Origin of the sequence: Streptomyces sp. NBC_01618 (assembly GCF_045209435.1) — a bacterium.
In the GTDB taxonomy this organism is placed as follows: Bacteria; Actinomycetota; Actinomycetes; order Streptomycetales; family Streptomycetaceae; genus Streptomyces.
In genome coordinates this window covers 2,170,796-2,183,005 of record NZ_CP109297.1, presented here as the reverse complement: position 1 = coordinate 2,183,005, position 12,210 = coordinate 2,170,796, and the positions used below count along the sequence as shown (strand labels likewise).

11 protein-coding genes are annotated in these 12,210 nt (G+C 70.2%); 3 read left to right on the top strand and 8 right to left on the bottom strand.

The features are described from left to right. Positions 1 to 62: 62 nt before the first annotated feature. Positions 63 to 1,067, bottom strand: a complete 1,005-nt coding sequence (locus OH735_RS10265; protein WP_406381074.1) for a Gfo/Idh/MocA family protein — start codon at positions 1,065 to 1,067, stop codon at positions 63 to 65. A gap of 86 nt (positions 1,068 to 1,153) precedes the next feature. Here OH735_RS10265 and OH735_RS10260 point away from each other — a divergent pair, with 86 nt between their 5' ends. Further along, positions 1,154 to 2,497, top strand: coding sequence for a multidrug effflux MFS transporter (locus OH735_RS10260; protein ID WP_406386498.1), 1,344 nt, complete (start codon positions 1,154 to 1,156; stop codon positions 2,495 to 2,497). A gap of 33 nt (positions 2,498 to 2,530) precedes the next feature. Here the strand turns inward: OH735_RS10260 and OH735_RS10255 are convergent, their stop codons facing one another. Further along, complete coding sequence (locus tag OH735_RS10255; protein WP_406381073.1) at positions 2,531 to 3,838, bottom strand: hypothetical protein; 1,308 nt, start codon at positions 3,836 to 3,838, stop codon at positions 2,531 to 2,533. A gap of 137 nt (positions 3,839 to 3,975) precedes the next feature. Here OH735_RS10255 and OH735_RS10250 point away from each other — a divergent pair, with 137 nt between their 5' ends. After that, positions 3,976 to 4,971 carry a small ribosomal subunit Rsm22 family protein gene (locus OH735_RS10250; protein WP_406381072.1) on the top strand — a complete coding sequence of 332 codons (996 nt, stop codon included), beginning with the start codon at positions 3,976 to 3,978 and terminating at the stop codon, positions 4,969 to 4,971. Positions 4,972 to 4,986: 15 nt separating this feature from the next. On the opposite strand, the gene ddaH is transcribed toward OH735_RS10250, so the two are convergent. Next, on the bottom strand, positions 4,987 to 5,802 hold the full coding sequence (gene ddaH, locus OH735_RS10245; protein ID WP_406381071.1) for a dimethylargininase: 816 nt from the start codon (positions 5,800 to 5,802) through the stop codon (positions 4,987 to 4,989). A gap of 275 nt (positions 5,803 to 6,077) precedes the next feature. On the opposite strand from ddaH, the gene OH735_RS10240 reads away from it, so the two are divergent. Then, positions 6,078 to 6,824 carry a bifunctional DNA primase/polymerase gene (locus tag OH735_RS10240; RefSeq protein ID WP_406381070.1) on the top strand — a complete coding sequence of 249 codons (747 nt, stop codon included), beginning with the start codon at positions 6,078 to 6,080 and terminating at the stop codon, positions 6,822 to 6,824. A 52-nt stretch (positions 6,825 to 6,876) separates the two neighbouring features. Here the strand turns inward: OH735_RS10240 and OH735_RS10235 are convergent, their stop codons facing one another. From OH735_RS10235 to OH735_RS10215, 5 genes are all read right to left on the bottom strand, one after another. Further along, the gene (locus tag OH735_RS10235; RefSeq protein WP_406381069.1) at positions 6,877 to 7,809 is read right to left on the bottom strand and encodes a hypothetical protein; all 933 of its coding nucleotides are present in this window, start codon (positions 7,807 to 7,809) and stop codon (positions 6,877 to 6,879) included. Beyond that, positions 7,742 to 8,716, bottom strand: coding sequence for an iron uptake transporter permease EfeU (efeU, locus tag OH735_RS10230; protein WP_406381068.1), 975 nt, complete (start codon positions 8,714 to 8,716; stop codon positions 7,742 to 7,744). The genes OH735_RS10235 and efeU overlap by 68 nt, the downstream gene beginning before the upstream one ends. 30 nt (positions 8,717 to 8,746) lie before the next feature. Then, a complete protein-coding gene (efeB, locus tag OH735_RS10225; protein WP_406381067.1) occupies positions 8,747 to 10,021 on the bottom strand; it encodes an iron uptake transporter deferrochelatase/peroxidase subunit in 1,275 nt (424 codons plus the stop codon). A gap of 20 nt (positions 10,022 to 10,041) precedes the next feature. Then, on the bottom strand, positions 10,042 to 11,178 hold the full coding sequence (gene efeO, locus OH735_RS10220; protein WP_406381066.1) for an iron uptake system protein EfeO: 1,137 nt from the start codon (positions 11,176 to 11,178) through the stop codon (positions 10,042 to 10,044). A gap of 361 nt (positions 11,179 to 11,539) precedes the next feature. Next, positions 11,540 to 12,205 carry a heme oxygenase (biliverdin-producing) gene (locus OH735_RS10215; RefSeq protein ID WP_406381065.1) on the bottom strand — a complete coding sequence of 222 codons (666 nt, stop codon included), beginning with the start codon at positions 12,203 to 12,205 and terminating at the stop codon, positions 11,540 to 11,542. Positions 12,206 to 12,210: the final 5 nt, after the last annotated feature.

Genomic DNA, 12,210 nt, shown 5'->3' with positions numbered 1-12,210 from the left:
CAGGGCCTCACGCTCGCGTAGGGCCCGCCCCCGCGTAGGGCCCGCCCCCGGACGGTTGCCGGTCAGCCGAGGTCGTCGGCCGGGTAGCGGACACCGATGCGGTCACGTACCGCGTCGAGCGTTCGCATCACGGCGAGGGAACCGTCCAGCGGCACCAGCGGCGACTCCGTCTCGCCCGCCCGCAGTGCCCGTGCCACCTCGGCCTGCTCGAACTGCAACCCGCGCAGCCCCGCGGCCGCCGCCCCCGCGGTGAACTCCTCCGGGTCGCGCCCAGGCCGGTGCAGCACGAACCGCTCCGGGTAGAAGAAGCCGTGCGGGAAGTCGATCCGCCCCTTCGTCCCGGTGACCGCCGCGGTCACCGGGGTGTCCCCGACGAGCGAACAGTTCAGCAGCGCCGAGGCGCCGGCCCCCGACCAGCTCAGCAGCATGGCCGTGTTCAGGTCGACGCCCTCCGGGGAGAGCAGCGCGTCGGCCTGCACCCGGTCCGGCTCGCCCAGCAGCAACTGCGCGAACGACACCGGATAGACCCCGAGGTCCAGCAGCGCGCCGCCGCCCAGCGCCGGGTCGCGCAGCCGGTGCCCGGGGCCGAAGTCGCCCGCGAACCCGAAGTCGGCCTGCACGGTACGGATATCGCCGATGGCGCCGTCCCGCACCAGCTCCGTCATGCGCCGGATGACCGGGTTGCAGTACGTCCACATGGCCTCCATCAGGAAGAGGCCGCGGTCCCGGGCGAGCTTCACCAGCTCCTGCGCCTCCCGCGCGTTGAGCGTGAACGCCTTCTCGCACAGCACGTGTTTCCCGGCCTCCAGACAGAGCGCGGTCGCCTCCCGGTGCGCCGAGTGCGGCGTCGCCACGTACACCACGTCGACCTCGTCGTCGGCGGCGAGCTCCGCCCAGCTGCCGTACGCCCGGGGTATCCCGAACCGCTGCGCGAACGCCTGCGCCGAGGCGTCCGTACGGGAGGCGACGGCCACCACCTCCGCGTCCGGCATCGCCCGCAGATCCTCGGTGAACGTCGCGGCGATACCGCCGGTCGCCAGCACTCCCCAACGCACTGCCCCGCTCATGCCTGTCATGTGTGCTCCCCAAAAGGTCTCGACCGGTCCGGCAGAGCTGAGAGCATAGATGCGGATTCAACGACATGGAGATGAGAATGCCGGAGAGCGGCGCAAGCCGGGCCCAGCAGGAACGTACACACATACCGACCACCGGGATGGAGAGCGGGACCGGTACCGAGTCCGGTACCGAGGACCCCTCCGCCACCGGCACACCTTCCAAAGAGCCCGCCGCCAACGAAGCGGCCCGGCGCACCGGACTCCTCGTCACCCTGGTTCTCGGCGGCCTCACCGCACTGCCGCCGCTCTCCATGGACATGTACCTCCCGGCACTCCCCGCGGTCACCGAGTCCCTGCACGCCCCCGCCGCGACCGTCCAGCTCACCCTCACCGCCTGCCTCACCGGCATGGCGCTCGGCCAGGTCGTCGTCGGACCGATGAGCGACCGGTGGGGGAGGCGCAGGCCGCTGCTCCTCGGCATGATCGTCTACGTCGTCGCCACCGCGATCTGCGTCTTCGCCCCCACCACGGAACTCCTCATCGGCTTCCGCCTCCTGCAGGGCCTCGCCGGTGCGGCGGGGATCGTCATCGCCCGCGCCGTGGTGCGCGACATGTACGACGGCGTGGAGATGGCCAGGTTCTTCTCCACACTGATGCTGATCTCCGGCGTCGCACCGATCGTCGCGCCGCTGATCGGTGGACAGGTGCTGCGGTTCACCGACTGGCGGGGAATCTTCGCCGTCCTCACCGTCGTCGGCGTCGTGCTCACTCTCGTCGTCTGGAAGTGGCTGCACGAGACGCTGCCGCCGCAGGACCGGCACACCGGCGGCATCGGCGACGCGCTGCGCACCATGCGCGGGCTGCTCGCCGACCGGGTCTTCGCCGGCTACATGATCGCGGGCAGCCTCGCCTTCGCCGCCCTCTTCGCGTACGTGAGCGCCTCGCCGTTCGTCGTCCAGGAAATCTACGGGGCCTCGCCGCAGACCTTCAGCCTGCTCTTCGGCGTCAACTCGGTAGGCCTGATCATCGTGGGCCAGATCAACGGCAAGGTGCTGGTCGGCCGGATCAGCCTGGACAAGGCGCTCGCCTTCGGCCTCTCGGTCATCGTGCTGGCCGCGGCCGCGCTGTTGCTGATGACGACCGGGGTCTTCGGGGACGTGGGCCTGGTCCCGGTCGCGGCCGGGCTCTTCGTGCTGATGTCCGCGATGGGGCTCGCGATGCCGAACACGAACGCGCAGGCCCTGATGCGTACGAAGCACGCCGCCGGGTCCGCGTCCGCGCTGCTCGGCACGTCGTCGTTCCTCATCGGCGCCGTCGCCTCGCCGCTCGTCGGGATCGCGGGCGAGGGGACGGCCGTGCCGATGGCCGTCGTCCAACTGGTGTGCGCGGTGGGCGCGATGGCATGCTTCCTGGGGCTGTGCAGGCCCTGGCAGCGGACGTGAGCGAAGCCGCGTACGCGCCCCTCTCGCAACAGCCTAGTGCGCGCTCGGGTAGCCGATCAGATGCGGGCGGTCCTTCTCGTCCGTCCAGCGGAACAGGCCGACACCGTCCGACGTCACCACGCCCGGAATCCGCTGGTTCGACGGCAGGGCGCCCGTCGTACCGCTCCTGACCGCGACCGCGACGGGGGTGCCGCCGCCGGCCAGCACGTCCGCCGCGTTGCGCGCGTTCGCCGCGCCGTACGCGATGCCCTCGTCGTTCACCGACGCCAGCGTCAGGGGCTTCGTGCCGTCCGCCCCCTCGAAGCAGAAGCCCCGCTTCGTCAGCAGGTCGAAGGCGAGCGGCCCGGCCACCAGGAAGTCGCCCGAGGGCGCGGCGACGAGCTGCGGGTACTGACCGGGCTTTATCGCGGGCTTGCTGCACTCCACCGAGGCGAGCGGCTTGCCCGTCTCCAGATCGTGCACCGTCCACAGGTCATGGGTGGCGGCGCGCTTCGCGCCCTTGGCGAGCTGCCACTTCGCCAGGATCAGCCCCGGGAGCACCGACGTCGGGATCCCGCTGAGCCGGTCGGTGCCCTTGGGTGCGACATCGCGGCTGAACCAGCCGCCCTGCACCCAGAACTCCTTGGACCCGCTGACCAGCAGGCCCTTCTGCGTCAGCCCGCGGACCTCGGTGAGCTGCTTGCAGGTCGTGCAGCCCTTCGGGTACTTGAGCGCGGAGGCGGCGACCTGCGACACCTGGCCGGTCACCGGGTCGACGACGGCGCTGTTCGTCCGGCCGTCACTGATGAGGACGCCGGGGCCGGTGGCGGAGACCGTGGGCACGGAGTTCCACGGCACCTCGACGCGCCGCCGGGAGCCGGCCTGCACGTCGTAGAAGTCCAGCGAGACGATCGTGTCGGCGGGGGTCAGCGCGTTCTCGCCGACCTTCCCGTACGACCACGTCACGTAGTATTCGTGATCGTCCACGGTGACCAGGAGGAGCCTCGGGAAGTGCCGCGCGGACGGGGGCCGCCAGCTCTCGCCGTGCCAGCCGGTCTCCCCGGTCTCCGAGTCGATGGTCCGCAGCTGGTACCTGGTGTCCGAGACCCGCACGAGGTAGGCGAGAGAGCCCGTCGTCCGGGACAGCGCGTAGTCGGGCGAGGTGCCGATGAGCTCCCAGCCGCGCTTCGTTTCGAACACGGAGGGGACGGTGAGCCGGGTCACCGGGACCGGGGCCTTCTCCGCCTGCTTCTTCGGCTCGCCGGAGCTCTTCTCACCGCCCGCGCAGGTCGCCAGCAGAAGAAGCATGGCCAGCACGAGCACTCCGCCGACCAGAACCAGGCGCACGATCTTCTGTCTCATGGCTTCCCTCGATGGGCGATCCCGACCTCGCGGCGGTCAGCGTAGCAACTGGCGCAAGGGCCGGGGCAGTTCACCTGCCATGCAGTTCGCCGCCGGTGCCGGGCCGGAGCGGGCCGGCAGCCGCCTACAATTTTCCGGTGAACGCCACCCTCCCCACCGCGGAAGCCCTGCGCACGGCGCTGGCCGCACTGCTCGACGGGCTGCCGCCCAAGCAGGCCGCCCAGGCCGTCGACCGGCTCATCGCCAACTACCGGGGGACCACCCCCACGGACGCCCCGGTGCTCCGCGACCGTTCCGACGTCGCCGCCTACGCCGCGTACCGGATGCCCGCGACCTTCGAAGCGGTACGGTCCGCCCTCGCCGCGCTCCAGGACGCCGCCCCGGACTGGGTGCCCGCCACGCACACCGACATCGGCGGCGGCACCGGAGCGGCGAGCTGGGCCGTGGCCGGGGCCTGGGAGGGGCCGCGGACCACCGTCCTGGACTGGGCCGAGCCCGCCCTCGCCCTGGGCCGCGAACTGGCCGGGATCTCCGGCATCCCCGCCCTGCGCGCCGCCGAGTGGCGCCGGGCCCGGATCGGCGCGGGCCTCGAACTGGCCCCCACGGACCTGATCACCGTCTCCTATGTCCTCAAGGAACTGACGGCGGACGTCCGTGCCGCACTCGTCGACACCGCGGCGGCCGCCGCGCAGGCCGTCGTGGTCGTCGAACCGGGCACCCCCGACGGCTACGCCCGGATCATCGAGGCCCGCGACCGGCTGATCGCCGCCGGGCTGACGGTCGCCGCGCCCTGCCCGCACAGCGACGCCTGCCCCATCGAGCCGGGCACGGACTGGTGCCACTTCTCGGCCCGGGTCAGCCGCTCCTCGCTGCACCGGCAGGTGAAGGGCGGCTCGTTGCCGTACGAGGACGAGAAGTTCAGCTACGTCGTGGCGACCCGCTTCGACCCGGAGCCCGTCCGGGCGCGCGTCATCCGCAAGCCGCAGATCCGCAAGGGTCAGGTGCTGCTCGATCTGTGCACCCGTGACGAGGCCCTGCGGCGCTCCACGGTCACCAAGCGGCACGGCGAGCTGTACCGGGCCGCCCGGGACATCGCATGGGGCGACGAGTGGCCGCCCCGCGAGAACACCTGAGGGCGGCCCGCTCGCTCACCCCCGCAACTCCTGTGTGCAGCACTTCACACTGCCGCCGCCCTTCAGCAGCTCACCCAGATCCATCGGCACCGGCTCGAAGCCGCGCGCCCGCAACGGATCGAACAGCCCCGTGGCGGCCTGCGGCAGCAGCACATGGAGCCCGTCGCTCACCGCGTTCAGACCGAGCGCCGCGGCGTCCGCCTCCCCGGCGATCAGCGCGTCGGGGAAGAGCCGCGCCAGCACCGACCGGCTCCCCGGCGAGAACGCCCCCGGGTAGTACATGATCTCGTCGCCCGCCTCGTCGAGCACGGCCAGGGCCGTGTCCAGGTGGTAGTAGCGCGGGTCGACCAGATCGAGCCCGATCACCGGGCGCCCGAAGAACTCCTGCGCCTCGGCGTGGGAGAGCGGGCTGGACCGGAAGCCCCGCCCGGCCAGGAGGTACGACGCGGTGACCGCGAAGTCGCCCTCTCCCTCGTTGACGTGGTCCGGTTCATGGATCTCGGTGAAGCCGTTGGCCCGGAACCACTCGAGATGGGCCCCGGCCTCCGCGTGCCGCTCCCGGTACGCGAACCGGGCACCCAGCACCCGGCCGTCGACGACGGTGGCGCCGTTGGCGGCGAAGACCATGTCGGGCAGCTCGGGCCGGGGCGTGAGCAGCTCCACGGTGTGCCCGAGGCCGCGGTAGCGGTCCCGCAGGTCCTCCCACTGGGTCTGGGCCAGGGGGAGATCCACGGGCTTGCTGGGGTCCATCCAGGGATTGATGGAGTACGTCACCCTGAAGTGGGCAGGAGCACACATCAGGTAACGGCGGGGTCTGGCTTCACGAGGCAATTAAGGCTCCTCACGAATGACGGGCAGGGGTGGCCTGCCGGGGACTTCGCACGGGTGTGTGCGTGAGCCCATGGTCCGCTCTCCGGGACCGGTTGCGCAGTGATCCGATCGGGTGGTTCCGAAGGGTGATGAGACGCACCCGTCATTTCATGACAGGACGAGGCATAGTGGCGAGCTCATGGCGCTGTCTCGCCCACCCCGCTTCGGGACTCCGGCCACCCGAGGCGCAGGATGGTGGGACGATGGGCAGGGGCAACGTAGAGGTAAGGGGATAGATGGGCGCCGATTTCGGCCGTTATCGCGGCTCAGAGAGCAAATTTTCCCAATGGCTTCGCCGCCGACCCAAACCGCAGCAGAGCGAGGTCGACGACACCGCCCGGGAGGCGCTGCTCCTGGCTGTCGCCGAAGCCGGAATGCCGATCGCGCCCGCCGCCCATCCGGTCGGCTACCGATGTTCGTGCGAACGCATCGGCTGTCCCACCCCCGCCCGGCACCCCATCTCCTTCGCCTGGCAGACGCAGTCCACCACCGACCGCGCCCAGATCGAGCGCTGGGCCCGCAGCCAGCCGCAGGCCAACTTCATCACCGCGACCGGCATGATCCACGACGTTCTCGACGTGCCGCTGTCCGCGGGCGACCAGGCACTGGAGCGGCTCCTCGCCGCGGGCATCGACGTCGGTCCCGTCGCCCGGTCCGGCGACGACCGGATGCTCTTCTTCACCGCCACCCGCGGTACGCCCGAGGACGAGGACGAGTGGTGGCCGTGCGAGCTGGACTGCCACCCCGAGACCATGGACGAGCATCCAGGGCTGCGGTGGCACTGCCGCGGCAGCTACGTACTCCTGCCGCCGGCCAGGCTTCCCGGTGAGCTGGACGTGCGGTGGCTGCGGGGGCCGGAGAACCCGCTGCCCGATCCGCTGACACTGCTGGAGACGCTCACCGACGCGTGCGCGCAGTATGCGGACGCGGCGGACCAGAGCGATCTCGACCACGACTCGGTGGCGTGGCCGTTGAGCCGGTGACGGGAGACGTGTGACGTGTGACGGGGCAGCTCGGTGAGGCCGGCCGCCCCGGTCACGAGCCCTTGGCCGCCGTCAGGCCCGGCAGCCGGTTCAGCATGACCACCTTGTCGTTCTTCGCGCCCTTCTTCGGGACGTACACCAGCTGGCTGGAGATCCGCTCCTTGGTGAGGGTGGACTTCATCTCACCGGTCATCAGCGCCTCCACATCCGGGTTGAGCGGCGGACGCAGCCCCGCCGCCGCCGTCTGCCGTTCGAAGTGCTTGCTGCTGAAGAAGACCAGCGCCCCGCCGTCCTCCGTCGCCAGGCCGAGCGGCGCGAACGTACCGCTGTCCAGCGGCCGGTCGATGTACTGGTACGAGAACCCCACCCGCCGGGTCGTACGCCGCGCCTCCCGCCAGCCCGATGTGGCGCTGCTGGGAGCGAAGACGTCCGGGGCGCCCTTCTCCAGGTAGTCCGTGTACTGAGTGCTCAAGTCCTGCGGTGCCACGGCCAGTTCCGCGCTGTCCGCGGCGATTGGTTCGGCGCTGCCGTCGCCGTCCTTCGCGAGGGCGGGCAGCCTGGACGGCGCGACGACCGACAGATAGGCGGTCTGCCACCCCGCGCCGGGCCCGGACTTGACGAAGACGAGCAGCCAGCGGGTGTCCAGCTTCCCGCCGTCCTCGTCGCGGTTGGAGTCGGTGTCCGCGAGGAACCAGCGCGGCCAGCCGGCCTTCTTCGGGATGACGTACTGGGCGTCGGTCAGCTCCAGCGGCAGGTGATTCGCGTTGCCGTCCGGATTGTTCTTCTGCCGTGCCTTCAGCCCGGCCTGGTTGATCGCGCCGAGCGGGCCGGTGACCCGGTCCGCGTCCAGAGCCGGGTCGTAGGCCTTGTCCGCCGCGTTGTACGCGGTGGTGAAGTCCTTCAGGGCCTGTGCGGCCTCAGACCTGGTTGCCGCCGGCACCACTTCCAGCTCGCCGTGCACCGTCACGCACCCGCTCGCCGTCATGGCCAGCACCGTCGCCGTCGCGAGCACCGTCGCCGGCCGAATCGGCCTCAGACTTCTCATCCGCTGCTTTCCGCGCCTTCTGATCCGTCGTCTTCCCCTCTGACCGTCCGAACCCTACCGGGGCGAGGAACAGCGCGAGAGTGGGGATCAGGTACAGCGCCCACACCGTGATCTGGAGAACGGTCGGGTCGGGCTGGAAGTTGAACGTGCCCTTCAGCAGCGTGCCGTACCAGCTGTCCGGCGGAATCGTGGCGCTGATGTCGAACGCCTGGTTGTGGATGCCGCCCAGGAACTCGGCCTCCTGCAGGTCGTGGACGCCGTACGCGAGCACACCCGCGGCGACGATCACCAGCATCCCGCCGGTCCAGGTGAAGAACTTCGACAGGTTGATCTTCAGCGCACCCCGGTAGAACAGCCAGCCCAGGACGATGGCGGTCGCGATCCCGAGGAACGCGCCGATCATCGGGTGCCAGCCGTCGTCCGCCGCGTGCACCGCACGCCATACGAACAGTGAGGTCTCCAGGCCCTCCCGGCCCACCGCGAGGAGGGCCGTGGCGACCAGCGCGCCGGTCCCCATCGCGAGTGCCGCGTCGAGCTTCCCGTGCAGCTCCGTCTTCAGATGCCGCGCGGTGCGCCGCATCCAGAACACCATCCAGGTGACCAGGCCGACCGAGACGATCGACAGCGAACCGCCGAGCGCCTCCTGGGCCTTGAACGTCATCTCCTGCGAACCGAATTCGAGGCCGGCGCCGAACGCCAGGCTGACGACGATCGCGATACCGACACCGATCCAGATCGGCACCAGTTTGTTCTTGTTGCCCGTCTTCACCAGATAGGCGATGAGGATACAGACGACCAGGCTGGCCTCAAGGCCCTCGCGCAGGCCGATCAGGAAGTTGCTGAACACGTTTCGGTTCTCCTTTTCTGCTTCGGCCCGTTACGAGAACAGCGCCCGGCCCCACCAGTCGTCCTTGTCGCGGACGCCCGGCGGGACGGCGAAGTGCGCCGAACCCACGTGCTGGATGTACTCGTTGAGCGCGTCGTGCGCCGCGAGGCGCCGCTGCAGAGGAATGAACCCCTTGCGGGCGTCGCGCTGGTAGGCGAGGAAGAACAGCCCGGCGTCGAGCCGGCCGAGACCGTCCGTACCGTCGGTGAAGGAGTAGCCGCGGCGCAGGATCGTCGCACCGTCGTTGCTGTCCGGGTGGGCGAGCCGCACATGGGCGGTCGGCAGCATCGCCTTCAGGAACGGCTCGTCGTGCTCCTTGGACTTGCCGACCGCAGCTCCCTCGCCCTTGTCGCGGCCGAAGATGTCCTCCTGCTCCTGGAGCGGGGCGCGGTCCCAGGTCTCGATGTGCATCCGGATGCGCCGGGCCACCAGGTACGAACCCCCGGTCATCCAGCCGTCGTCCTTCTCGCCCACCCACACGTGCTTGTCCAGGGCGGCGGTGTCGGTGCCGGAGATGTTCCGGGTGCCGTCCTTGAAGCCGAACATGTTGCGCGGGGTCTGGGCGTCGGGCGTCGTCGAGGACGTCTTGCCGAAGCCCAGCTGGGACCAGCGGATCGCGGTGCGGCCCATGCCGATCCTGGCCAGGTTACGGATGGCGTGCACCGCGACCTGCGGGTCGTCCGCGCACGCCTGGACGCAGAGGTCGCCGCCGCTGCGGGCCGCGTCGAGGTTGTCGCCGGGGAACTTCGGCAGATCGACGAGCGCCTCGGGACGCTTGTCCTCCAGGCCGAAGCGGCCCTTGGCGAAGAGCGAGGGGCCGAAGCCGATGGTGAGCGTGAGCCGGGACGGTTTGAGCCCCAGCGCCTCGCCCGTGTCGTCCGGCGGAGCCTCGGGGAGACCGCCGTACGCGCCCTCGCCGACCGCGTGACCGGCCGTCATCCGCTCGGCCGCCCGGGTCCACTCCTTGAGCAGCGCGACCAGTTCGGCGCGGTCCTTCGTCGTCACGTCGAACGCGGCGAAGTGCAGTCTGTCCTGTACGGCGGTGGCGATACCGGCCTGGTGCGCACCGTGGAACGGCACGGCCGCCCCGCTGTCCGCGGCCGGCACCGGGTCGCTCCCCGGACGCACCGCGGCGACCGCGCCTCCGGCCGCGACGGCGCCCAGCGCCAGCCCGGCGCCGCCCCAGCCGAGCAGCGCCCGGCGGGACGGGGCGGGGCCGCCGGAGGCCGCCGCGGGTTCGGAGGTGTCCTGCTTCTGATCGGACATGACCGGTTCCTCCCCGCCTGTTACTTCGTCACCGCGGCGGCGAGCCGGGACAGCGGCTCGGCCAGCGCGTTGACCGCGTCCGACAGCTCCTTGCGGTCGGCCTTGCCGACCTTCTCGTACGAGGTGAACTCGTAGGAGCTCTTGTCCTTGCGGTACTTGTCCAGCAGCGTGTTCAGCGCCGCGAACTGCTTGTCCAGGGACGCCGTCAGCGCCGGGTCGTTCTTCGACGCGACCGGCTTCAGCAGCTCGTAGGACTTCTCCGCGCCCTCGACGTTGCCCTTGAAGTCGATCAGGTCGGTGTGGCTGTAGCGCTCCTCCTCGCCGGTGACCTTGCCGGTCGCGACCTCGTCGAGGAGTTCCTTGGCACCGTTGGCCATCGACGTCGGGGTGATGTCGGCCGTGCCGACCCGCTTCTGCCAGTCGAGCAGGTCCTTGTAGAGGACCGGCGCGAGGGCCTTCTCCTCGGCGCCGAGCTTCTTGTCGTGCCACAGCGCCTTTTCGAGACGGTGCCAGCCGGTCCACTTCTGGCCTGCCTCCAGGCCGTCCTCGCGGAGGTCGACCTTCGGGTCGATGTCACCGAACGACTCGGCGACCGGCTCCGTGCGCTCCCAGCCGAGCCGGGAGTCCGCGTAGATCTTCTTCGCGGCCTCGATGTCCCCGGCCGCGACCGCGTCCGTGAACTTCTTGGCCTTCGGCAGCGTTTCGTCGGCCTGAGCCTGGACGTAGGTGCGGTACTCGGCGACGGCCTTGTCCATCTCGGGACTGCGCTTGGCCGCGACGGCGCCGGTGACCTCGATCTTCTGCCGGATGCCGTGGCCCTTCATGCCGGGCTTGCAGGCGATCTCGTACGAACCGGCCTTGATCTCGGCCGTGATGGTGGCCTTGGTGCCGGGCCCGATGTTCTCGCGCTCGGCGACGATGCGGTCGTCCGGGAACAGGACGTAGACCTCGGTGACCTTCGAGCCCTTGTTCTGCACGGCCATTTCGACGTGACCGGCGGGCAGCTTCTTCTTCGAGACCTCGCAGGAGTCGTCCTTCGCGACGATCTGCAGGGCCCCTTCGCCCTTGCCGTCGCTCTTCTGCGCACAGCCGGTGACGGCGGTCAGGGCTGCCACCGTGGCGGCAGCGGTGACGACGGAGAAACGAACGGCTCGCATACGGGCTCCACAGAAGATGAAGAAGAAGCAGGAGAACTGGACAAAGACGGCCGGACAAAGGTAGGTGAGGCAGACCTAACTTAACCGAGGCTTACCTGACCGGTGCCCACTCGTGCAGTGATTCACCTCTCATCCGGGCGGTACGGGAACGGGCTGATCACGACTGCCTCATGAAGGCATCACGGAAAGGTCAAGCAGAAGTCAAGTCCCTCGTGTCGGTGCGACGAGGGGCGCCCCGGCCTGAAATCAACCTCGCCCGGCGGAAGAATCAAGCCCGTCCGGCGATTGAGGACAAAGCGGCGCGGCGGACCGGGCCGACCGGAGGACCTGGTCAACCCGCCCTGTCGCGCACTCCGAGGCGCTACGCGCTGAGCGGGAACACGTCGCCCAACTCCCGGAACACCGCCGTGTTCAGCGCGAACGCGCGCTTGCACTCGTCGACGATGCGCTGCTTCTCCAGGTCGTCCGCGTTCACCGCGTCCAGCAGCTCGCGGTAACCCCGCTTGAACGAGGCGGGGTTGGAGATCCCGTCGAAGACGTAGAACCGGACCCCGTCACCCTTGCGCGCGAAGCCCCAGGTCTTCTCCGCCTTGTCGCGGATGATCTGGCCGCCCGAGAGGTCGCCGAGATAGCGCGTGTAGTGGTGCGCGACGTAACCGGCGGGCCAGGTACGGGCGCACTCGGCGACCCGGGCGGCGTACGCGGCCGTGGCGGGCAGCGGCTCCAGACCCTCCTGCCAGTCCGCACCCCGCAGATGGGCGAGATCACGCTCCAGCTCGGCGGTGCGCAGCAGTTCGGACTGTATGAACGGACCGGCGACCGGGTCGCTCCGCAGCGCCTGCGCCCCCTCTTCCAGTGCCCGGTACACGAACCACAGCTGCTCGGTGTAGCGCGTGTACGCGTCGACACCCAGGCGTCCGCCCAGCAGATCGCTCATGAAGGTCGAGGTCTCCGCCTCGGTGTGCTGTTCGTGCGACGCGGTGCGGATGAGCGTCGAGAAGGGGGTGGCGGCGGCGGTTGCGTCCAAGGCGG